This is a genomic window from Pseudanabaena sp. Chao 1811 (genome assembly GCF_027942295.1).
In the GTDB taxonomy this organism is placed as follows: Bacteria; Cyanobacteriota; Cyanobacteriia; order Pseudanabaenales; family Pseudanabaenaceae; genus Pseudanabaena.
In genome coordinates this window covers 3982823-4005839 of sequence record NZ_CP101416.1, presented here as the reverse complement: position 1 = coordinate 4005839, position 23017 = coordinate 3982823, and the positions used below count along the sequence as shown (strand labels likewise).

Genomic DNA, 23017 nt, shown 5'->3' with positions numbered 1-23017 from the left:
TATGGAATTGCACCGAAAAGGGTTGCGATTCCATAAACCAAAACATCTACAAAGGCTTGGGGACTGCTATATAGCTTAGGTAAATGAAAAAATAAAAGATTTGTTCAGATTATTTATGAAGCTCTCAGACTATATTAACTATATGATAGGCATATTTATTGACTGCCTACAGCAACTCAATTTGATTATTTATCAAAGGTTCTAAACCATGGCATCTCGAACCTTAGTCAAAAATTATCTTGCTCAATGGATGCAGATGGGCAAAACCGTAAGTCTATCAAGCCAAAGCAAGCAGGTTCATATCTATCAAATTTTGAAGGGTGAAAGGTATTCCACCATATTTAACAATCTCTGGGATGAGATTAGTACGACCAAAGCGAACGAAGCATATTTAAGTGGTACTGACCAAACAATTAGCGACCTACTTAGCAATCAATGGGAAATAATTGCCTGTGCTCGTTGTAATTTACTTGTACCAACCTTGGGGGTAGGTCCTCGTACACCCGTTTGCTGTCCCTGTGATGATTTACCCAATCATCCCAATCTTGATCTGGTCTCACCACATATACCAGTACAGCTAGTCACACATTTGGAGGCTCTATGCGATCGCTTAGAGAAAAAGCCTACCGAGGATGAGCAATTGTCTAACAATATTCCTGATGATGTGACCTACACTTCTGAAGAAGAGGACAAGCAAACCATCCACAATCTCAGAACCTCAGTCCTAAAATTAATCAAAACAAATGCCTCAGAACGGTTGTAGGAAAATTGCTAATTAACGTCAGTTCGAGTTAAGCTGGCAAATTTAAAAAAAACAAAAGTAAAAGCCTTGCTATGCAAGGCTTTTACTTTTGTTTTTTGAGAGAGAGTTTGCTACGCAAACTCTCTCTCAAAACCCGTTTTAAATTATCCCGAACTCGCGTTAATTACAGCAGTTTTCGATCAAAAGAACCCCCAAGAAAACTTTATAAAAGCGTTGCAAAGCAACGCTTTTATAAAGTTTTCTTGGTTCGGATTTGGGCGCTTAGCGCTGTAAATTGGCAATAAAACCTAGTTGTGTTGGCTTGTCTACCTTCAGTTCGGTAAACCACACTATAGACATTGCAACCCTTTCGGTTAAATTAGCACTCAGTCACCTAGAGTGCTAAAACACTCTAGACAAAGCCTCAAAATGCTAGTCCAATGAGTGAATACCTATGGCAACAACCACATTAAACGTAACAACTGTAAAGCCTTTAGCCGATCGCGTGTTTATCAAAGTAAGCGCTAAAGAAGAAAAGACCGCAGGTGGTATTTTCCTACCTGAGACCGCAAAAGAAAAGCCCCAAGTTGGCGAAATTGCAGCAGTAGGTCCTGGCAAACTTGATGACAAAGGTGTTCGCCAAGCCCTCGAAGTTAAAGTTGGAGACAAAGTTCTTTACTCCAAATATGCTGGCACTGACATCAAACTCGGCTCTGATGAGTATGTATTGCTAGCCGAAAAAGATATTTTAGCGATCGTTTCATAGTTTAGCTGTTGGCTATTAGCTGTTAGCTGTTGGCTTCTAGCTAATCTAGCGATCTGCTAATTATCAAGAGAATTAAAGAAAATTATCTTCTTTCAAAAAAGCTAACCGCTAAAAGCTAAAAGCTAATAGCCCAAATCAAAAATCATCTAGTCCTTAAACCACTAAAAATTATGTCTAAGAAAATTATTTACAACGAAGATGCACGTCGCGCCCTTGAGCGTGGTATGGATATTTTGGCGGAGTCCGTTGCTGTGACTCTTGGTCCTAAGGGTCGTAACGTAGTTCTTGAGAAGAAATTTGGTTCTCCTCAAATCGTTAATGATGGTGTCACCATTGCTAAGGAAATTGAACTAGAAGATAACGTTGAAAATACTGGTGTAGCTTTGATTCGTCAAGCTGCTTCTAAGACTAACGATGCTGCTGGTGATGGAACCACCACTGCAACCGTATTGGCTCATGCCATTGTTAAGGAAGGTCTGCGTAACGTAGCGGCTGGTGCTAACTCGATCGCTCTTAAGCGCGGTATCGATAAGGCAACTACTTTCTTGGTTGGCAAGATCAAGGAACATGCTAAGCCCATTGAAGATTCTAAGGCGATCGCTCAAGTTGGAACCATCTCTGCTGGTAATGATGAAGAAGTCGGCGCAATGATCGCTCAAGCGATGGACAAGGTTGGTAAGGAAGGTGTGATTTCCCTTGAAGAAGGTAAGTCCATGGTAACTGAACTCGAAGTTACCGAAGGTATGCGCTTTGATAAGGGCTATATCTCTCCTTACTTCGTTACCGATGCTGAGCGTATGGAAGCTTCCTTTGAAGAACCCTTGCTCTTGATCACCGACAAGAAGATTGCCCTCGTGCAAGAACTAGTACCTGTACTTGAGCAAGTTGCTCGTGCTGGTCGTCCTTTGATCATCATTGCTGAAGATATCGAGAAAGAAGCTCTAGCAACTCTCGTCGTCAACCGTCTCCGTGGCGTTCTCAACGTTGCTGCCATCAAGGCTCCTGGATTTGGCGATCGCCGCAAGGCAATGCTCGAAGACCTTGCTATCCTCACAGGCGCTCAAGTCATTACCGAAGATGCTGGTCTCCGTCTTGATTCCGTTAAGATTGATCAACTCGGTAAGTCTCGCCGCGTAATCATCACCAAGGACAGCACCACCATTGTTGCTGACGGTAACGAAGCCGCAGTTAAGACCCGTGTTGAGCAAATCCGTCGTCAAATCGAAGAAACTGAATCTTCCTACGACAAGGAAAAACTCCAAGAGCGTTTGGCTAAGCTCTCTGGTGGCGTAGCAGTAATCAAGGTTGGTGCTGCAACTGAAACCGAAATGAAGGATCGTAAGCTTCGTCTCGAAGATGCAATCAATGCAACCAAGGCTGCTGTAGAAGAAGGTATTGTCCCCGGTGGTGGTACAACCTTGGCTCACCTTGCTCCTGAGTTATTTACTTGGGCAAATGCTAACTTGACTGGCGAAGAGTTGACTGGTGCAATTATCGTTTCTAAGTCTTTAGCTGCTCCCGTTAAGCGCATCGCTCAAAACGCAGGCTTTAACGGCGCAGTAATCGCTGAAAATGTACGCGAAAAGTCATTTAATATTGGCTTCAATGCTGCTACTGGCGAATTTGAAGATATGTTTGCGGCTGGTATTGTTGATCCTGCGAAGGTGACTCGTTCTGCGCTACAAAACGCAGCATCGATCGCTGGCATGATCCTGACCACCGAGTGCATCATCGTTGATAAGCCTGAGGATAAGGGTGCTGGTGCTGGTGGCGCAATGGCTGCTGGTGGCGACTTCGACTACTAATTATCAATCTTTGTAAAATTAAAGGGAGCGCGTTGCGCTCCCTTTAATTTTTTGGGTTAGTATTTCATGGCAAAGTGGGGCTTCATTGTGGGTAGAACTAGGAAAAATTAAAACCGAAAAGAGAGTTATGGTGTTTTGCATCACAACTCTCTTTTCGGTTTTATATCATAAAGTTATAGGGTTAATAGAAGATGTTTTGGAAACCGACTGAAGATCAAAAATTGCAGTTGGAGTGGAAATGCTTACAAAGTATGGCTATTTTGCTGCCTATCAGTAATGTATTTGTGCCAGCTTTTACAGCATTGTTGGCTATCTTCGTTTTATTTCGTTATGGCTGGAAAGCGATCGCCTCGCCAATTAGCACTGCCTATTTAGGTTTGTCGGCATGGATGATCCTGACGACAATGATCGCTTTTGATATCGGCACTGCCGCAGGGGGATTAGCTAATTTTCTGCCTTATTTTCTCTTAGCTGCCACCACTAGCTACATTATTCGTACCCCATCTCAATTCATTCACTTCTTGTGGTTATTAGTCCTTAGTTGCATTTTTGTGAGTGGATTTGGGATTTTGCAAGCAATTATTGATCGTCCTGAATGGATCTTTCCCAAGGTTATTTTTGAGAGTTATCCAATCCCGATGGGCTTTAGTCCCGATCGCCGCATTCAGTCATTCTTTGGACATTTTAATGAAACCGCAGTTTACTTATTAACCATTATTCCGATCGCGTTTCATTTTGCCCTTGGGAAAGTTAAAAGCATTTCTAAATCTCAAAATTGGATTGCCCTAATTGCGCTTGCTTTGGGAATCTGTGTACTCATTCTTACAGGTTCTCGGAATGCTTGGGTATTAGCAATTTTAGAGTTTGTCGCCATTGCCCTGTACTACCGTCAATGGAAACTTGTAGCAGGATTTGGATTTGGAATGTTAATAATTGCATGGGCTGTGTTTGGGCAGAAATTTGGGTTAGGAGGTGAAGCATTGCGATCGCTATTACCAGAAGGATTTGTGAATCGCCTTGCTAGCACTGTCGATCCCAAACTAGGCGACTATGCTTCCACTGCCGATCGCTTAAATGCTTGGCAATTCGCGATATCGCTGATTTCGCAACATCCGATTCAAGGTTGGGGTTTACGCAATTTTCCCCTCATTGCTAAATCAATGAACTATGATTTGCATGGTTTACCCCATGAGCATAATTTGTTCTTAGCAATCGCTGTTGGTTCTGGGATACCCGCACTGTTAGGCTTTATCAGCATTATGATCTGGACAATTTGGAAATCGCTGCAATCTAAATTTGCTCCAGCTACCGAAGGTACAATGGTCATAACAGCGATCAGCATTACCGTATGTTTACTGTCGGGGTGGCTAGATTTAGTATTTTATGAACCACGCATTAGTATGCTGTTGTGGTCTTTGCTTGGCGCTATGTATGGATTAACTGGATTAACCACAACCTCAAAAGATGATGGAAACCGAATTTGATCCCCTTGCCACTGCCCACATTGATCTCCAGATAGAAGAAGATTTTCCAGAGATCCGTTTAGAAGCAGATAAGTTTGAGCTGTGGTTTCAGCCTGTTTATGAATTGGCAACAGGAACTGTGCTGCATAATGAGGTGCTAGTACGCTGGCGAGACATGCAGGGGAATTTGAGACAGCCGCAGGAATTGTTAATGGCTCTCCAAAATACGCAGTTGCTCTGTCAACTGGATCGCATTGTTGTGGAAAAGTCCATTGAAGTCTTGCAGCAGCAGCCTAAAGTCAAAGTTTCGATCAATCTGTCCAACGAGATTTTTACGGATCAAAAATTTCCTGAGCAACTCCATAAATGGCTTAGTCAATATAATGTATTGGCAAAGCGCATCAGTTTTGAAATTGCAGAAGAAATGCTGTGCCAAATGCAACCACAGGCGATCACATTAATCACAGAACTGAAAATGATTGGCTGTTCGATTGTAATTGATGACTTTACTGGCAAATATTTTTCCTTATTACAACTCCAAGAGCTACCAATCTCGATGATTAAGCTAGATCGCAGCTTTGCCCGAAAGTCTTTATCTTCGTCTCAGAAACAAATAGCGATCGCAATCTCTTACATCAGCAAAGTATTTCAAAAACAATGCATTGTCAAAGGTATTGATGATAAATACTCTTTGAAATTTGCTAGCGAGCTGGGAGTAAAAGGTGTGCAGGGATATTCCCTCAGTCAACCCCAAGATAATCCCAAAACCTTTGGATTAGTTAGCTTGCTGATCTCTAGAATTATTGTCAGTGCGATCGCAATCCTAATTTTGTTATATATCTTCAAAAGTTTTATGGGGATTGACCTTTTTAAAGATCGTCATGCGTGGGACGTGATCTCAGATTTTTTTGAATCCATCTTTGGCGGTAAGTAAATCATCAATGGTCATTTGGGAATCTTGAGTTAAATCTCTCTTAGGTTTTGATGATGCCTTAGAGGATTTGTCATCAGATTTATTGGATATTTTCTCCGAACCGCCCGATCGCAAACCTGTGGCAATATGACTATTTTTTGCGATTTGTTCTAACACTTGTTTAGCGCGACTAATCACACTGGGCGGCAAACCTGCCAAGCGTCCCACCTCGATGCCATAGGAGCGATCTGCGCCTCCCTCTTGAACTTGGTGTAAGAAAATTATTTCATCTTCCAATTCCTTCACCGTGACTTGGAAGTTGGCGACATTAGGGAGCAGACTGGCGAGTTCATTCAGTTCGTGATAATGGGTGGCGAATATGCCTCTAGCCTTGATCTTATTGGCGATATATTCGGCAACTGACCATGCGATCGCCATGCCATCAAAGGTAGAAGTACCGCGCCCAATCTCATCGAGGAGTACGAGAGAATTTTCTTTGGCATGGTTGAGAATATTCGCGGTTTCATTCATTTCCACCATAAATGTGGATTGCCCTGTAGCGAGGTCATCGACTGCGCCCACACGGGTAAAAATGCGATCGCAGATGCCCAAGGTTGCCGACTCCGCAGGCACAAAACTCCCCACCTGTGCCATTAATTGAATTAGTCCCACTTGCCGCAAATAGATACTTTTGCCACTCATATTCGGTCCCGTTAGGACAATCAAATCGGGGCAATCAGGGGATTGGTCATCATGACCGAGATAGGTGGAATTGGGAACAAAAAAGCCTGCGGGTAGGGACTGCTCAACGACTGGATGACGACCATTGTGAATAGCAATAGCGCGATCGCTTTTGATTTCAGGACGGCAATAGTTATAGGTGACAGCAACTTCCGCGAGACTACATAGCACATCGGCGGCGGCGAGGGCAGTCGCCAGAGTTCGCATTGGTTCGATGTGTTTTGCCGCAAGCGATCGTAGTTCCACGAAAATATCATATTCCAATTGTTTCAATTCATTATCCGCATTGAGAATCCGCGTTTCCCGTTCCTTCAATTCAGGGGTAATGTAGCGTTCTTCATTGGTGAGCGTTTGCTTGCGGATATAGTCGGCGGGAGCCTGTTCACTCTTGCCGCGAGAGATACTAATGTAATAGCCAAAAGCTTTGTTAAAGCCAACTTTGAGCGTGTTAATGCCCGTGCGTTCCTTTTCCTGTTTCTCAAAGGCTGCCAACCATTCCACATCATCACGACTCTGTTGGCGCAGATGATCTAACTGCTCATTCACTCCCGACCGAATGATATTTCCTTCCGTAATATAAATCGGTGGTTCTTCCACTAAAGTTTTTTGCAACTGTGCGCCCAATTGAAGCAGTTCCGATGGTACGGATTGCAGAGCCTTTAAATAGCGGGAGTTGGACTTTGCCACAACATCAGCAACATCACGCATTCGATCTAGGGATATAGCTACAGCGATGAGATCTCGTCCATTAGCCGTACCTGCACCGATCCGACTGCATAGCCTTTCAATATCGTAAATTTGACTCAAGCAACTTCTGAGATTCTTACGGAGAGAATGTTGCTTATATAATTCAGAAATTGTATCGAGACGTTCGTTAATCGCGGCAATATCCTTAATAGGTTGCAATAGCCAACGTCGCAAAGCACGGCTACCCATACCCGTCGTCGTTTTATCCAAAGCCCAAAGTAGAGAACTAAAATATGTGCCATCGCGCACGGTTTGGGTAATTTCCAGATTGCGGCGCGTTTGGTTATCGAGAATTAAATAATCCGCGATCGCATAGGTGGAAATCCCTTGCAAAGGCATCTTTACGCTTTTTTGAGTCGATTCTAAATATTCTAAAATTCCACCTGCGGCTCTAATTGCCAAGGGTAAAGACTGACAGCCAAATCCCTCTAGCGATCGCACTCTAAATGTCTCAAGAATCCTTTGTTTGGCTTCGGCTAACGCAAAAGAGGATTGCGATCGCGGCGTATAGCAAAAGCTCTCAGGTAAAGCGCTAAAGGGTTCAGGAAGAGAAGATTGCTTTTTCTGGGCAATTCCTTCCCAAAAATCGGCAGCTTTCTCCGATTTGGAACCACGAAATAATTGCGGATTCGGCACATCAATGGGAATAAGAACTTCCGCAGGTTGCAAGCGCAAGAGTTCTTGAATGAGATGCTCAGTGCTATTTAGCTGTGTGACCGCAAATTCACCTGTGGAAATATCGGTATAGGCTAAACCCCAGTTGTCCCCACCATTAGAGATCGCCACTAAAAAATTATTTTTCTTCGCCGCCAGCATCCCCTCCTCGATCACGGTTCCGGGGGTAATTACTCGCGTGACTTCACGGCGGACTAGTCCCTGTGCTTCTGCCGCCGATTCCATTTGATCGCAAACAGCGATCGAGTAGCCCTTTTCAACTAACTGATTGGCATAGCGATCGAGCGCATGGTGCGGAATTCCTGCCATCGCAATCCGTCCGATCGCCTTACCGCCATCGCGCCCCGTCAGGACTAGTTCTAATTCCCGCGCAATTAGTTCTGCATCCTCAAAAAACGCCTCAAAAAAATCCCCTAATCGATACAGCATCACCGCATGGGGATACTGCTCCTTCATTTCGATATAGTGCAGCATCATTGGTGTAAGGGCAGCGCGATTGATTTGAGCCGAGGACAGAACTAATTCAGCCATTAAATTTCAGACATAAAACAACATGGTAAAACCCATTGTAAACGTCATCCTGTCTTTAACGAATTGTGTCTAAGTAGCTAGGCATAATTAAAAAATAGAAACAAAAGCTGTGACAGCTTTTAGGGCTTTTACTTACTTCTATCTTGGTGCTTGATGTTACTTGGGCGATCACGCATCTCTGAAAATCATAAAAGCGATCGTAAATTGCCATCAAAATAAACCCCAGTTTTCTGTAGAAAACTGGGGTTTGCAAAATTTTCAATTAAATTGGCAATAGGGTTTTTAAGCCTTATTAAGACTCATCCCATTCGCTTCAGCATAGCGATTCATAAATCTCAAAAAGCGTTCCCATTCGTATTGTCCATTAATTTTATGAATCGCCTCAATCCCTGCTGATTTACCATTGATGAATTTAGCATTGACGTTGCGGGTGATAATCTCACCTTCTTCATCAATCATGTACATCCCCAAAATCTCGTTAGTAGCCGCATTTGGACCAGTCATACAGTTAGGCGACTCAAAGAAAAACACAGCAACACTGGTATCTCCATCCTTAGACCGTGTGATTTTCACATCGGAAGCTTCTTCATCAATGCCGATCGCTAACTGTATTCTTGCTGTCATTTTTAAAACCTTGAATAAAAATTGTTAAAATTTGTAATGTTATTAACATAACCTAAAAGCATCAACTATGCAGATTAAATGTGTTGCCAATCACATTCAGTTTTCAGCTTTTAGTCTTTGCGCCTAATCAAATACTACAGTCCTCAGTCCTAAACCTGAGCTAGCAGATTGCCCATAAACCAATACTCGGTTTTGTAAATGTTGTCTGACAGCCCTAGCCAAAACAATTCGCTCTAGGTCTTTACCTTTACGAATCAGATCGGTAACTGAATCGCGATGGGACACCCGAATCACATCCTGCTCAATAATTGGTCCCTCATCGAGTTCATCGGTTACATAATGAGCCGTTGCCCCAATAATCTTTACGCCACGCTTATAGGCTCTCTGATAGGGATTTGCCCCCGCAAAAGCAGGCAAAAAGGAATGATGGATATTAATTACTTGCGAAAACTTCGACAGAAAATCTGGGCTGAGTACCTGCATATATTTCGCCAGAACCACCAAGTCAATTTTGTATTGTTTCAGCAAATCTAATTGTTTTTTCTCTTGCTCTAACTTGTTTTCAGGATTGATCGTAATGTGATGATAATTAATCCCAAAGTTATGCGCGACCTTTTCTAAATCAGGATGGTTACTAATGACAACGGGGATCACGGCATCAAGTTCATGCGATCGCTGCCGCAGGATCAAATCATACAAACAGTGATCCTGTTTCGAGACAAAAATGGCAATACGGCGTACATAGTCAGAAAAATGAATATTCCATTTAGCATGGATATCGATCGCTAATTTCTCAAAGGTCGGTGCAATCTCTTCTCGTGTCAGATCGAAGCTATCTAATTCCCATTCAACCCGCATTAAAAATAGCCCTGCCGTGCTATCAGAATGTTGATCGGCATGGAGAATATTGCCACCGTGGGAAAACACCCAGTCCGAAATTTTTGCGACTAAGCCTTTTTGATCTGGACAAGAAACTAGTAAAGTTGCAGTTGTCATAGTTATTTAATATTGCGATGGTCAGCGCTTGTCACTGCCCATCCTAAATCAGGTTTCCATAAATATTTGCGTAGATCGATTTTACCTGTGGGACTGAAAATAATTCCTTCTGCCTCAAGAAGCGATCGCTGCAAATAGTCAGTCCCAAAGCGTAAAGGCGACAGTGAAATTTCCCCCTTGGCATTCACCACTCGCTGCCAAGGCACATCTAAAGATTGCATATCCACACGATAGAGTGCATAGCCGACTACACGGGCTTTTCTCGCTAAATTGGCAAGCTCAGCAATCTGTCCATAGGTAGACACGTAACCCCGTGGAATTTGACGCACAATTTCGTAAATGCGATCGTAACTTGTTGCTGCTTTGGTCATAATTAGCAAATATGCAGCCGCTAAACGCCTCATACCATTAAGAACATAAATTAACGTGAGTTCGATAACGCCATTTGCGCGGCGCTTCGCGCCGCGCAAATGGCGGAAAATGGTAAAAATCGCTTAGCGATTTTTACCATTTTCCGCCTTCGTCGAACTGACGTTAAATTAGTTTTCAATGAGTATGCCCTCATTGAAAACCGTGGTAAAGCATCATCTAAATATCTAGATAGTAAAACTTTATACTCTTTATCGATTTGGTGACTCAAATCACTTTCATTTCCGTAAAACTTTAGCTATCATAGTTATGTCAAAACATTAAGACATTTGCACTGGAGAAACTTCAATGCTAGCGGCGGAATGCATCGATTCCAGAGCTACCGTAAATATAGAGGAAAAGCGACGGACGACTACACGTATAGCTATGCGCGTACCGAGAAGTTGCTACGGAGAGCCAATTATCTCTCGCCTCTCCTGTGAACACGGACTGACTGTGACTATCATTGCTGCACTTCTTGGAGAAAATCCAGAAGATGATGGCTGGTTCACCTTAGAACTAACTGGAACAACCCAACAAATACAAAGTGGAATTATTTATCTAGAAGAGCTAGATTTAGAAATTTGGGATAAAACAGCTGTCGAGGACGAAAGCTGGTAAACAAAACAAAAAGGCTTGCTAAGCAAGCCTTTTTGTTTTGTTTTCAAAGTTCTCTGTGCTTAGCACAGAGAACTTTGGGCAATTACTTGTTAGGCTGAGGAGTCAAACGTAAGTATGGCTTCACAGGATTGAAACCTTTAGGGAATTTGGTCTTAGCTTCCTCATCAGAAACTGAAGGCACAATCACACAGTCATCACCATCTTTCCAGTTAGCAGGTGTAGCAACGCTGTAGTTGTCAGTCAATTGCAGTGAATCAATCACGCGCAAAATTTCATCAAAGTTGCGACCTGTGCTAGCAGGATAGGTCAAGGTGAGGCGAAGCTTCTTATTGGAATCAATGATGAATACCGATCGCACAGTCAATGTATTACCTGTGGCGGAATTAGGGTGAATCATACCATAAAGTTCAGAAACCTTCTTGTCTTCATCGGCAAGAATAGGGTAGTTAAGCTTGGTGCTTTGGGTTTCTTCAATATCGCCAACCCATCCCTTGTGAGATTCAACACCATCAACACTCAAAGCGATCGCTTTAATGTTGCGCTTATCAAATTCTGGCTTGAGCTTAGCAACGGTTCCTAGCTCAGTGGTGCAAACAGGGGTGAAATCTTTAGGGTGCGAAAATAGAATCGCCCAGTTATCACCGATCCACTCATGAAAATTAATCACGCCATCAGTAGAGTCTTGAGTAAAATCGGGTACGGTATCGCCTAAACGCAGTGTCATAGTTTTAGTTCAGTCTTCGTTGTTACAAATCTAAGATACAAGATTACTGGGAAAATCGCCAGTCTTATAACGCGGTATTCCCATCGCTTTACTGTAGATTATGGCATAAAAACTATAAACTAGAGTTAGGCTTAACTTTACTTTATGGGTTTTGATTATTGACATTGTGCAAGCTTTACAGCAAACTTGATATCTGCGAGTGAGAAGCAATATCTCACTTACAAGCTAACAGCTAATTGCTATTAGTCCCAAAATACCAAACGCGGAACTGGCGGAATTGGTAGACGCGCATGTTTCAGGTACATGTGTCGAAAGACTTGGGGGTTCAAGTCCCCCGTTCCGCATCATACAGCGCTTTGCGCTCAAACCCAAACCAAGAAAAATTTTGAAAGCGTTGCTTTGCAACGCTTTCAAAATTTTTCTTGGGGTTCATTTGCTCAGTAATTGCTGTAAAAAAGCTCGCTAGGCGAGCTTTTTTATTGTCGAAAGATAATTGCTTGATTGCCACCCTTTTGTAATTCGTAGGGAACTTGCACAATTTCTGAACTAATGCCTTCGCTAGCTAGAATGCTACATACTTGATTGATATAAGGCGATCGCATTTGAGCAAGTGTTAGCAATGGAAAAATCCTGACTTCTTCGGCAATGCGACAGAGTTCACGAATTGATTCTAAATGGAACTCAAAACTTAGATGCTCGGAATAGAGAAATAGAAAATGGGAACAGAGCGCAAGCTGAAATTGTTGATTAGGAAACTCTAGTTTCGGCAATTCAGCCTTGATATATCTGCCTTCAGCTTTACCGCGATCATAATCTTCTAGAAATAGCGCGATCGCATTTTCGCGATTAGCACGTAAATCATCAGGAGATTTGTGATAGCTCCATACCCAATTGTCTGGCGTATTCCGCACCTGCTCAATAATATTGTCTACACAAGCATCAAAGCGGCTTTTGATTTCGCTTGCCGTAAATTGATATATGGGATCTATCGATGTAACTCGATAACCTGCGGTGGTCATCTCGGCATTAAAGCTCGCGGGTCCATCACCAATACCAATGATGGATTTATGGCGATCGCCATCCGACAACCCAAACATCAACTCATATTCAGCCTTTGACCTTCCAAAAGGCACAATCTGATCTAATATCATTTTTCACTTTAGGCTCAAGTTACAGCGCTTTGCGCTTTCTTAAAACCCAGATAAATTTTGAAAAAGCTTGCTTCGCAAGCTTTTTCAAAATTTATCTGTACTACACAAACCTTAAATAGGCTGTAATAGATATTTAAGCGGTGCGAAGAACAGCTTAAATATCTATTAATTCAAATTACATAATTTCCAGTTGAGAATCATCACCGACGAGAAATCGTAATGCTTGTGGACGTTTCGGTGAAACCTGCATTTTTACCCTCTGTCCAAGCACACTGTCAACAATGCGCTGATGGATACCCGTAATATTAGTATCATTGAGGATCACGCTATGTTCAATATCAGTATCGATAATCGTGACGCGATCGCTAATGCTCGTGTAGGGGCCAATATAGGCATGTTCGAGATGACAGTTTTCACCAATAACTACAGGCCCTCGAATTTTGCAGTTAGTAACTTTAGAGCCTACTCCAATTTCAACACGTCCGCTAATGTTGCTGTCAGCATCCACTTCGCCTAGATTCTTCGACTTCAGTCGGGCATCCAGCACAATCTGGTTGGCAGCGAGAATGTCATCCTTTTTACCTGTATCTAGCCACCAACCCTCTAGTTCTGAAGCAGCTACATTTTTATCAGTGTCAATTAGTTTCTGGATCGCATCGGTAATTTCTAATTCACCTCTAGCCGATGGTGCAATTTGGGCGATCGCCGTATGAATTGTGTTTTTAAAGAAATACACACCGACTAGTGCCAGATTTGATGCAGGATTCTTTGGCTTTTCCACTAGTTGCAGCACCTTGCCTGTTTCATCAACGGTCGCAACCCCAAAAGCAGTAGGATCAGCCACCTGTCGCAATAAGATAAGAGCATCCAGTTGTTTCTGCTGGAAATTGGCTAAAAACTTCTCCAATTGGGATTCGATTAAGTTATCACCAAGGAACATGATGAAAGAATCATCACCAAGGAATGGCTGGGCAATCTTAACTGCATGGGCTAGTCCTAGAGGTTCAGCTTGCAGAATATATTCGATCTTTGCGCCAAAGCGATCGCCATTGCCTGTTTTGGTTTTTACTTCCTCGCCAGTTTCAGGACTAATAATAATACCAATATCCGTAATACCTGCTGCAACAATACTTTCAATGCAATACCAAAGAATCGGCTTATTAGCCACAGGTACTAGTTGTTTTGCACCTGTATAGGTGAGTGGTCGTAATCTTGTGCCTTTACCACCAGAGAGAATGAGAGCTTTCATATGTTTTTGGGATAGTGAATACGAAGATGGGCAGCGCTTTGCACTGCCCATTCTAAAACTAACGATAGGATTTTTCGGTTAAATAAGCAGTCAGAGCTTCTTGCCAAGGACGCATTTTAAAAGTTGTGATACTTTCTAAGCGATCGCTAGTAAGCGCCGAATTCATCGGTCTAGTTGCTTTAGTGGGAAAGGTAGAAGCAGGAATTGACTCAATGGGATGGGAGATATTGGCGAGCTTCAGAGCTTGAGTCGCAAATTCATGCCATGAGCAAATGCCTGTATTCGCTCCATGAATTACTCCGATAGTGCCTGATTGCAAAAGCTCATCTAACAGCCTAGCTGCGTCATAGGTATAGGTCGGCGACATAAACATGTCATTGACGACCTTTAGAGGATCGCCTGCCTTTGCTTTTTTGATGATTGTCTCGATAAAGTTGCCACCTTTACCACTTGCCCCTGCCTTACCAAATACGCTAGAAATCCGCAAAATTAGCGATCGCGGCGTAGTTTGACGCACTAGATTTTCACCTGCCAATTTGGATGCGCCATAAATGTTGATCGGATCTGGCAGATCTGATTCTGTATAGGCAGATGACTGATTGCCTCGAAAGACGTAATCAGTACTGATATATACAGAAAGAGCATCAATCTCGCGGCAAGCCCTCGCCACATGCAAAGCACCAAAGGCATTGACCTTGAAAGCTGTTTCAAACTCTTGCTCACAGTCATCAACCCTTACATAGGCAGCACTATTGATCACTACATCAAATTTTTGACTAGTCAAAGCCTTTTGTACTGATTCCGCTTGTGTGATATCCACATCAGCACGAGTCAAAGCCGTGAGTTGATAGCCATCGCTTCGCGAAAAGTGACTGACAATATCTGAACCTAACTGACCATTTGCCCCAATCAAAGCAACTTTGAGTACATTCGTCATCTGGTGTACCATTCTTTGTAATGCTCTTGGAATACCTTTTTGTCTTTGACCGCTTGCCACCAATCCGCATTTTGTTGATACCAAGCAACGGTTTGGGCAATACCGCGTTTAAAGTCCCATTTCCGTTTCCATCCCAAATTTTCAGCAGCACTAGGGTCAACGGAATAGCGGTAGTCATGACCGGGGCGATCGCTGACATACTGCATTAATGATTCAGGGCGGTCAAGTAATCCTAAAACAGTTGTCGCAACTTCAATTCCATTGATTTGTACCCTCGCACCAATGTTATAGGCGTTACCACTTTCTCCCGCATGGAGTACCGTATCAATACCTGAGCAATGGTCTTCTACATACAGATAATCCCGAACAGCTTCACCTTTACCATAGATGGGCAAAGACTTTGACTCTAGTGCGTTGGTAACGAAAAGAGGAATTATCTTTTCAGGATATTGATAAGGTCCATAGGTATTTGAACCACGGGTAATTACCACATCTAATCCGTAACTAATCCCATAGGAAAATACCAGATGCTCAGCTCCTGCCTTTGATGCAGCGTAAGGACTGCGTGGTGACAGAGGATCGGTTTCCAAAGAGTGGCGATCGCTACCAACTAAATCCCCATAAACCTCATCGGTAGATACATGGAGAAATCGCTTGATTTGATGCTTGCGTGCTGCTTCTAATAACAGTAATGTTCCCTCAATATTGGTGCGAATGAAGGGTAGGGGATCACGCAGACTGCGATCAACATGGCTCTCAGCCGCAAAATTGAGAATTGCATCCACACCATTTACCGCTTTTTCCACATCTTCGGGATTAGCAATATCCCCTTCAATGAAAGTAATGCGATCGCTAATATCCTTGAGATTATCAAGATTGCCCGCATAGGTAAGCTTATCGATTACCACAATTTCCCATTCTGGATGATGGGTCAAGGCATAATGCACATAATTAGAGCCAATGAAACCTGCTCCACCTGTGATCAGTACTTTTTGAAATCTTTCTACTGAACTCATGCAAATAACTCCGCTTCTTTTAATAGTTTGCCAACAGCATCCTTAGCAGACACAATCGGGGTCTCACTAATCTGCCAAGCGATCGCTACATCAGGATCATTCCACAGCAGACAGCGATCCTCCGCAGGTGCATAGTAATCTGTAGCTTTATAAGCTACTTCTGCCACGTCAGACAATACGGCAAAACCATGAGCAAAGCCTGCGGGAATCCACAATTGCTGATAGTTTTCGGCGCTGAGAATATAGCTAACTGACTGTCCAAAAGTTGGTGAACTTTTCCGTAAATCGACAGCAACATCTTGAATTGTGCCAACCAAAGCTCTCACTAATTTGCCTTGGGGCTTACCAATTTGATAATGCAATCCTCGCAAAACATTTTTTTGCGATCGGGAATGATTATCCTGAACAAAATTAATGTTTAATCCTGTTTTTTCAGCAAAAGCTTGATAATTATAGGACTCGTAAAAAAATCCTCTCGCATCCGCAAATACTTTAGGAGTAATTAGTAAAACGTCGGGAATCGCTGTAGTTTCAACTTTCATGCAATTTTTGCTAAAATTTATTCTAATTGAATGCAGGATTTTGAATTTGTAAATATTCTACCTGTATTTTTCAAGAAACTTTTTACAAATTATTTGAACTGCTGAATTACCTCCTCTATCAATTTAGCCATTACTGCATAACCTTTAGCATTTGGATGTAACCCGTCATCAGATAGTTCTTCTTTCAACATTCCTTGACTATCTACCATATGGCTGTAATAGTCGAGATAAATTTGCTGCTGCTTATCACAGTAGCCCTGCAACCAACTATTCAATGTACGAATTTTTACATGTACTTGCGGATCTGATTGACTTAACGGGCTATTTTCATTAATCGGTAATACCGAAGCACAGATAATCCTAATATGATTCATTTGAGCCAATTCGCACATTGACAAATAGTTACCCTCGATCATCTCCACTGTCATTGCTCCAGTATTCCCAGCAAGATCATTGATTCCAGCTAAGATCACAACAAATTTCGGATATAAAGCAATGACATCATTGCGGAAGCGAACTAGCATTTGCGATGTGGTTTGTCCAGATATGCCCCGATTAATATAGTTCTTATCCTTAAAAGTGGCTTCCAGATCCCAAAATTCAGTGATAGAGTCACCAAAAAAAACAATGCGGCTTTCTACTATTATGGAAGCATCAAGATTAATATTCTTTTGATGATAAACTTGCAATTGTCCCCAGTCATTTAAACGAGATTTTTGTTCTTCCATTCGTCGCCAAAGATTTGGTAGCAACGTTTGGATGATTTTAATAGCGATAGATTTTAAAATTCCCTTTAAATGCGATCGCTGATTCAGATATTTGACTTTCATTAAACTTAAAGACCTAAAAACCTGTAATTATTAACTTAACTTCAATGTTTTCTAGATTAAAGTTTTTGATTTTATTACTATTATTTCTAAGTATTACTTCTCCAGCTTTAGCTCAATCGGAAAGTGGAGAAGGTGGTGGGAATACCCAGTCACCCGTGCAGGTAATTGTACAGGTTGTAGTCACTGCTGCTATTTTAAAGATACTTGATAAATTTGATTTACCTTAAATTTTAGATATTACTCCTTAATCAATAATCAATATATTTGTTGATAATTTCTGACTTATGACTTAGACCTGACTAATTTAGAAATTATGCCCAACTACTGATCAGAAAAATGATCAGAAAAAATTTTATTTTGAGATGTAACTTTAAGATCCTGCCAGTTTAATCCGATCATACTTGCTACGAAAAGTGTATATCCTGGTTCTTCTAACTGAGAAAATATTAAGCCGAATACAAATACAGTTAACATTAAATATTTAGAAAGATCATTGACACAAACATATCGCCAAACAACAAATGCCATATAAAAATAGGTTCCTAATCCCACAATTCCTAAATCCCCCCAGATTCCTGCCCAACCAAACAAAGGCGAAAACAAACTAGATTGATCTCCTAACCAACTTGCCGCTACTGCTTGCCAAATCTCTTTACTGACAGGATGTACAGTTGCTCCTAGTGGAGCTAATAAATTCCAGTAAGTCTCTAGCATCCATCCACCTAATCTTCCAACTGTGTGACCAGGACCTAAACCCAATAACCAATTGAGAGGGGAATGAAAATGTTGAGGAACAAGTCTAAAAGTGGCAAATTTTAAACGAGTTGCTTCTCCATCAGAACCATAAAGTTCTGGGCGAATCCACACTGTATATGCTGAAAGGTATTCAATGTTGTAAATAGCCCAATAGAAGACACTAAAAAATACAGCACCTAGAATAAGGTAAAGCAAACCTTTTCTAATATCCTTAAGAGTTAAGAAATATACTAATACATAACCTAAAATGAATGACAATAAGACCTGCTTAGTGTCTGAAATAATAATATGATTTAAACAACCTAAAAACACTACAATACGAAACCACAGTGGTTTATCTTTTGCTGTAAAAAAATAGTAAATAGCGAAAGTCATGGCAACCGAGCCCCCCAGTACATGACCAGCTCCTTGTCCAATAAAAAGCCCCTTTACATTATCTTCAAGACCAATTAGCTTATCCATCCGAAAGACATACTTTTGGATATAGGCAAACAACATATTAATTATGGCAGCTTGTAAAATCCATTTCCGAAAGCGTTGATAGCTTTCTATGTTCATTGGTATACTAACAATCGTCAAGATTAAGATAAAAGGTTCTGCTAGTAGTAAATAGTCCAAAACCGTATTGATTATGCCTGCTTCATTAAGTAATGCACTAGCAAAAACAACAATTAAAAATATAAACAAACTCAGTAAAAGCTTTCTTGAGATAGCAATTTGCTGTAGATCTTTACTGCGAGATTTAACTATTACAGATCCACAGGCAAAAGGGATTGCCACAAAGTGCAAAAAATTGATTGCTGATGGTATTTTTAAGGCTGTAAAAATCCTTGGAAATAACGCACTACCAATCCCAAATAATGTCAAATTTGAGTTTGTAATATATCCTTTGCGTTTATATTGCGATTCTAGTACTGTCCTCATTTACTAATTCAACTTTAGAAGTGTTTGTACTCAGTATCTCAAGATTTTATATAGGATTAAATAAATTGTGAGAGTCTTAATTTCAATGTTACAGTGTTTTGGACTGACACAGCCTCGGCACTGGTCAGTTAAATCGTGATAGACATATTTGAGTCTTTTTTATCGACATGAAATGGACGTTTCAGAACTCATCCCACATTAGCTGACCAGTGCCCACAGCCTCTAAATCAATTGATCTACAAAAGGCTTCATACTTGATATATTACCAATTGTCAACTTTCATTTGGTTCTTAGGGATATATCGTCCTAACCCAGAACATTTTTCTCTCCAAGTTAAATAACCCTGAAGATGAATTGGTAGCTGCTTATCAAACTCTAAGATTTGTTTACTAGATAGAGGAGAGCGATCACAGTAAAAGGGATTTTTAGGACAGTAGCTAAAATAGTGGAAAAAAATCGCTGAGCGATCGCTTTTTGAGGGTGGTTTGCCACGGTGGTAATACTTGGATGTATCGGTAAAAATAACCGTTCCAGCTTTGCCAATACAAGAGGTTAAGTAATCATCAGGGTTGTTAGTCTTTAATAGCTGCTCTAGCTCCAAATTGCTTAGACCTTTATATGGGGGCAGTGTGGCGATCAGAAATTTATTGACATCTGCCTTAATACATTGAAAAGGACCGCCAAATTCATCAACATCATTTAAGTAAACAGCAACCTTGACCATTTTCCAGTCTTCTTTATCTCTATGCCATATGCGTGGACCCGCATCTCTTCCATCTGCGACACTGTAATAAAACGATAATGCACCGTAGCCTACAGGTAATCCCAAATAGCATTCCACAATCTTGAGAAGTCTTTCTGAAAGTCCCCAACGAATAATTTCTGGATGTGCTAGCAATTGATCAGCGTTTGCCATCAATGTATGTTTACCTAAGTGACTAGGCGATCGCGACTGTTGGGCAAGCTCATTAGTAATAGGCTGGGCAGCTTCTAAAAGCTTATGACTATCAGGAATTGATAAAGCATCTAGTGAAGTAACACAAACGCCATTTTGCTCAAGCTGTTCAACAATATTTAATTCATCAGCATCAAGCTTGGGTAAATGTTCTTTATGTTGATTGAGTAGATTTTGATATCTAGGTAAGAGAATTGATTTCTTAAACCAATCATTACTATTAAATCCGCAAGCTATATCAGATGGCAGACTTAGTAATTTATTACCCACTTTATTAGCTAGATAATAAAGTGGGTATAAGTTGTCAGGGCGTAGATAGCGGAGTTGGTATAGACTTTTCATACGCAGTAATATTGGATATTGTTAATCTGCCCGTTAAGATAATATTAGTTCTTTTGACTAGAACCAATATTTCTATTGAAAGTACTCCTAAAATTATTGTCAATTGTTAACAAAAATATTCTCTACTTTTTGAGTGTAACTTTCTGTAAGTTAATGCTTAAGAGCAGTCTGGTAAATCTCTAATAGCCGTTTACAATTATCATCAGCAGTGTATTTATCATCAAACTCAGTCCTTGCCGCCGATCGCATTTGACGGAGTTCTTGAGGATGCTCCAGCAACCAATTAATTTTGGCTGCTAGATCGGTGGGATCACTAGGACGAAAGAGTAGACCATTACGCCCATGCTCTATTAACTCTGCGATCGCCCCAATGTTTGATGCTACTACTGGTGTTCCCTTTGCAAAAGCCTCGATCGCTACTCTTCCAAAGGTCTCATACCATTCAGAAGGAAATACTAAAAAAGCTGCTTTTCCAACGATTTCATATACTTCTTCTAAGGGTCTACGTCCTAGCCATTCAATCTCAGGCATTTCTTTAGCAGCTTCAGTTACTAGACCTGACATGGGTCCATCACCCAGTATTTTTAGAGGAATTTTGTTATCTAGTTTTCGCCATGCATCTAGCATCACTCCTAGTCCTTTTTCGACAGATAAGCGACCCACAAATAAGCCATAGCCTCCATCACCTTGGTCAGGTTCAGGTGCTGGATGCAAAAAGTTAGTCTTGAAGGCTAGTTTCTCGGCAGGTATGCCACCTTGAATAAATTTATCCATCGCAAATTGGCTGTAGACAATAAATACATCTACTGCCTTGCTCCAAGTTCCTATGGAGGAATGGAAGCTAGTAGTCGCTGCGGTCATAGCACTGGCACTGCGACTACCTCGGTAACAACCATGAACTATTGCTGGCAATGGAACTTTACCTAAGCAATCTTCGCAGACACGCCCTTCTCGAAAAAATAAAGCATTGGGACATAGTAAGCGGTAATTATGGAGGGTTTGCACTACGGCGACTCCTTCATCTTTGGCAGCATAGTATGCCGATGGGGAAATTAAGGGGAAGGTATTATGAAAGTGTGCAACTTGAGGTTTGACTTTACGAATTAGCGATCGCAAATCTCGATAGACCTTGCCATTCCATAAAGTTTTTTTAGCCAAAATTAACGGGTTGGTAGTTGCAATCTCATCATTATTGAGAGTATAGCGAGTAACTTCATGCCCGTGGGATTCCAGCAAAGCGCTTTCTGTCGCAAAAATCTGCTCTTCGCCACCAGGCTGTTGATAGTAATTATGGACTGTTAGAACTCTCATTTAATGAACCAACTCTGAATTAATTAGTTTTGCCTTAACCACATCTTCATAAAGCTGACAGATCTGATGTCCACGAGTCTCCCAGTTATAAAATTCTTTGACTCGTCTTTGTCCTGCTTGCCCCATTGCTAAACGTAGCTCAGGCTCATTTGCCAAGCGCACCATTGCTACAGCCAAGCCTTCCACAGCCTGATTGGGATCGGAGGCATTAACCTTAAAGCCTGTTTCATCTGTCACTTGAATTGCAGGACCACCTAAGTTAAGACATAAAACTGGTCGTGCCGCTGTCATTGCTTCTAGACAAACCCATCCACCAGAATCATGCAAACTTGGATGGACTAGAGCTGTACAGCTTCCTAGTTTCTGAAGTGCTTCATCCCGTGGCAATCTATTCCAAAATTTAACTTGGCTGGTAATTCCTAGTTCTGCGACTAGAGCTTCCAGACGCTGTCGTTCAGGACCATCTCCTAAAACCCAATATTCAGATTCGGGTATCGCTGCTTTAGCAAATGCCCGTAGTCCGAGGTGAAAGCCTTTCCAATGTAAAAGGCGACCCATACTAATAAATCGAATCGCAGTATCGGGGCTAACACATTGAGTTAAGCGGACAATTTCTTCTTTGGTCAGACTAGCTTCAGGAAACACTTCAATCTTATGTGCGCCCATTTGCTGAACGCGAATAGCAGTATCTTGAGTAGTAACCCGAACGATCGCACTGCGGCGAGCAGTCATGCGTGCAAACGGGTCTCTTTCGCCAAACCACCTTGCCGCAATACGTAAGACTTCATAAACTTTGTTACGAAAGCTGAAATCTTGCCAAAATGGATCGGGAGCTGATTCACCACCACCCACAGGTCCCCAGATGAAAGGAATTGGGAGTAATGACAAAAAACTTGGCGTTGAATGCCTTACAAATGTTACGTGATGAGCGACATCAAATTGAACTTCTTGATGTAATCGGCGAGCAACAAAATATGCATGGATCTGCCAAAAATAGTAGTGGATCAAAAAAGCTATAGACCCAAATCGCCAAATGGAACCGATGATAGGAGGGGTAAAATATACAAAATGTAAATTGGGGTTAGGATTGCGACTAAGTTCTGCTTCAATTCCCTCTCGTCCATCATCTGGACGGGTTAAGACCCAGACTTCATTGTATTTCGCAATTTCCCAAGCAGTATTCCAGCCTACTCCAAGTTCGGTTCCTCGTCCTGGCTCACAGGCATAAGCTGATAGCAAAACCTTCAT

At 41.6% G+C, this 23017-nt stretch carries 22 protein-coding genes and 1 tRNA gene; 8 read left to right on the top strand and 15 right to left on the bottom strand.

The features are described from left to right. Positions 1 to 208: 208 nt before the first annotated feature. The 5 genes from NMG48_RS18400 (at position 209) to NMG48_RS18380 (ending at position 5710) form a co-directional block, all read left to right on the top strand. Positions 209 to 763 (top strand): hypothetical protein, encoded by a 555-nt coding sequence (locus NMG48_RS18400; protein WP_271252883.1) that lies wholly within the window; start codon positions 209 to 211, stop codon positions 761 to 763. Between the two features lie 433 nt (positions 764 to 1196). Beyond that, on the top strand, positions 1197 to 1508 hold the full coding sequence (groES, locus tag NMG48_RS18395; protein WP_126386633.1) for a co-chaperone GroES: 312 nt from the start codon (positions 1197 to 1199) through the stop codon (positions 1506 to 1508). A gap of 170 nt (positions 1509 to 1678) precedes the next feature. Beyond that, a complete protein-coding gene (gene groL, locus NMG48_RS18390) occupies positions 1679 to 3313 on the top strand; it encodes a chaperonin GroEL (protein ID WP_271252882.1) in 1635 nt (544 codons plus the stop codon). A 191-nt stretch (positions 3314 to 3504) separates the two neighbouring features. Further along, positions 3505 to 4797 carry an O-antigen ligase family protein gene (locus NMG48_RS18385; RefSeq protein ID WP_271252881.1) on the top strand — a complete coding sequence of 431 codons (1293 nt, stop codon included), beginning with the start codon at positions 3505 to 3507 and terminating at the stop codon, positions 4795 to 4797. Further along, complete coding sequence (locus tag NMG48_RS18380; protein WP_271252880.1) at positions 4778 to 5710, top strand: EAL domain-containing protein; 933 nt, start codon at positions 4778 to 4780, stop codon at positions 5708 to 5710. The genes NMG48_RS18385 and NMG48_RS18380 overlap by 20 nt, the downstream gene beginning before the upstream one ends. On the opposite strand, the gene mutS is transcribed toward NMG48_RS18380, so the two are convergent. The 4 genes from mutS to NMG48_RS18360 form a co-directional block, all read right to left on the bottom strand. Further along, positions 5675 to 8383, bottom strand: coding sequence for a DNA mismatch repair protein MutS (gene mutS / locus NMG48_RS18375; RefSeq protein WP_271252879.1), 2709 nt, complete (start codon positions 8381 to 8383; stop codon positions 5675 to 5677). The genes NMG48_RS18380 and mutS overlap by 36 nt on opposite strands. A 282-nt stretch (positions 8384 to 8665) precedes the next feature. After that, positions 8666 to 9007: a photosystem II reaction center protein Psb28 gene (psb28, locus tag NMG48_RS18370; protein WP_126386629.1), complete on the bottom strand. Its 342-nt coding sequence runs from the start codon at positions 9005 to 9007 to the stop codon at positions 8666 to 8668. A 123-nt stretch (positions 9008 to 9130) separates the two neighbouring features. Continuing rightward, positions 9131 to 10009, bottom strand: coding sequence for a formyltetrahydrofolate deformylase (gene purU, locus NMG48_RS18365; protein WP_345961292.1), 879 nt, complete (start codon positions 10007 to 10009; stop codon positions 9131 to 9133). Beyond that, a complete protein-coding gene (locus NMG48_RS18360; RefSeq protein ID WP_271252877.1) occupies positions 10006 to 10374 on the bottom strand; it encodes an MGMT family protein in 369 nt (122 codons plus the stop codon). The genes purU and NMG48_RS18360 overlap by 4 nt, the downstream gene beginning before the upstream one ends. A 346-nt stretch (positions 10375 to 10720) precedes the next feature. Between NMG48_RS18360 and NMG48_RS18355 the strand changes: the two genes are divergently transcribed. Further along, positions 10721 to 11032, top strand: a complete 312-nt coding sequence (locus NMG48_RS18355) for an NIL domain-containing protein (RefSeq protein ID WP_126386626.1) — start codon at positions 10721 to 10723, stop codon at positions 11030 to 11032. 82 nt (positions 11033 to 11114) lie between these two features. Here NMG48_RS18355 and NMG48_RS18350 read toward each other — a convergent pair whose 3' ends face one another. Further along, a complete protein-coding gene (locus tag NMG48_RS18350; RefSeq protein ID WP_271252876.1) occupies positions 11115 to 11756 on the bottom strand; it encodes a peroxiredoxin in 642 nt (213 codons plus the stop codon). A 262-nt stretch (positions 11757 to 12018) separates the two neighbouring features. Here NMG48_RS18350 and NMG48_RS18345 point away from each other — a divergent pair. Beyond that, positions 12019 to 12100, top strand: a tRNA-Leu gene (locus NMG48_RS18345). A 132-nt stretch (positions 12101 to 12232) separates the two neighbouring features. On the opposite strand, the gene NMG48_RS18340 is transcribed toward NMG48_RS18345, so the two are convergent. From NMG48_RS18340 to NMG48_RS18315, 6 genes are all read right to left on the bottom strand, one after another. Then, positions 12233 to 12907: an SAM-dependent methyltransferase gene (locus NMG48_RS18340; RefSeq protein ID WP_271252875.1), complete on the bottom strand. Its 675-nt coding sequence runs from the start codon at positions 12905 to 12907 to the stop codon at positions 12233 to 12235. 175 nt (positions 12908 to 13082) lie between these two features. Further along, the gene (locus NMG48_RS18335) at positions 13083 to 14156 is read right to left on the bottom strand and encodes a glucose-1-phosphate thymidylyltransferase (protein ID WP_271252874.1); all 1074 of its coding nucleotides are present in this window, start codon (positions 14154 to 14156) and stop codon (positions 13083 to 13085) included. A 58-nt stretch (positions 14157 to 14214) separates the two neighbouring features. Further along, positions 14215 to 15093 carry a dTDP-4-dehydrorhamnose reductase gene (rfbD, locus tag NMG48_RS18330; protein WP_271252873.1) on the bottom strand — a complete coding sequence of 293 codons (879 nt, stop codon included), beginning with the start codon at positions 15091 to 15093 and terminating at the stop codon, positions 14215 to 14217. Then, a complete protein-coding gene (rfbB, locus tag NMG48_RS18325) occupies positions 15090 to 16109 on the bottom strand; it encodes a dTDP-glucose 4,6-dehydratase (RefSeq protein ID WP_271252872.1) in 1020 nt (339 codons plus the stop codon). Before rfbB ends, rfbD begins: the two co-directional genes overlap by 4 nt. Beyond that, a complete protein-coding gene (rfbC, locus tag NMG48_RS18320) occupies positions 16106 to 16651 on the bottom strand; it encodes a dTDP-4-dehydrorhamnose 3,5-epimerase (protein ID WP_271252871.1) in 546 nt (181 codons plus the stop codon). Before rfbC ends, rfbB begins: the two co-directional genes overlap by 4 nt. 89 nt (positions 16652 to 16740) lie before the next feature. Beyond that, positions 16741 to 17481 carry a GDSL-type esterase/lipase family protein gene (locus NMG48_RS18315; RefSeq protein ID WP_271252870.1) on the bottom strand — a complete coding sequence of 247 codons (741 nt, stop codon included), beginning with the start codon at positions 17479 to 17481 and terminating at the stop codon, positions 16741 to 16743. A 44-nt stretch (positions 17482 to 17525) separates the two neighbouring features. On the opposite strand from NMG48_RS18315, the gene NMG48_RS18310 reads away from it, so the two are divergent. Beyond that, a complete protein-coding gene (locus NMG48_RS18310) occupies positions 17526 to 17708 on the top strand; it encodes a hypothetical protein (protein WP_271252869.1) in 183 nt (60 codons plus the stop codon). A gap of 94 nt (positions 17709 to 17802) precedes the next feature. Here the strand turns inward: NMG48_RS18310 and NMG48_RS18305 are convergent, their stop codons facing one another. The 4 genes from NMG48_RS18305 to NMG48_RS18290 form a co-directional block, all read right to left on the bottom strand. Further along, positions 17803 to 19161: a hypothetical protein gene (locus NMG48_RS18305; RefSeq protein WP_271252868.1), complete on the bottom strand. Its 1359-nt coding sequence runs from the start codon at positions 19159 to 19161 to the stop codon at positions 17803 to 17805. Positions 19162 to 19423: 262 nt separating this feature from the next. Beyond that, the gene (locus NMG48_RS18300; protein WP_271252867.1) at positions 19424 to 20458 is read right to left on the bottom strand and encodes a hypothetical protein; all 1035 of its coding nucleotides are present in this window, start codon (positions 20456 to 20458) and stop codon (positions 19424 to 19426) included. Positions 20459 to 20608: 150 nt separating this feature from the next. Then, complete coding sequence (locus tag NMG48_RS18295) at positions 20609 to 21769, bottom strand: glycosyltransferase (RefSeq protein ID WP_271252866.1); 1161 nt, start codon at positions 21767 to 21769, stop codon at positions 20609 to 20611. Further along, positions 21770 to 23017, bottom strand: a complete 1248-nt coding sequence (locus NMG48_RS18290; protein ID WP_271252865.1) for a glycosyltransferase — start codon at positions 23015 to 23017, stop codon at positions 21770 to 21772.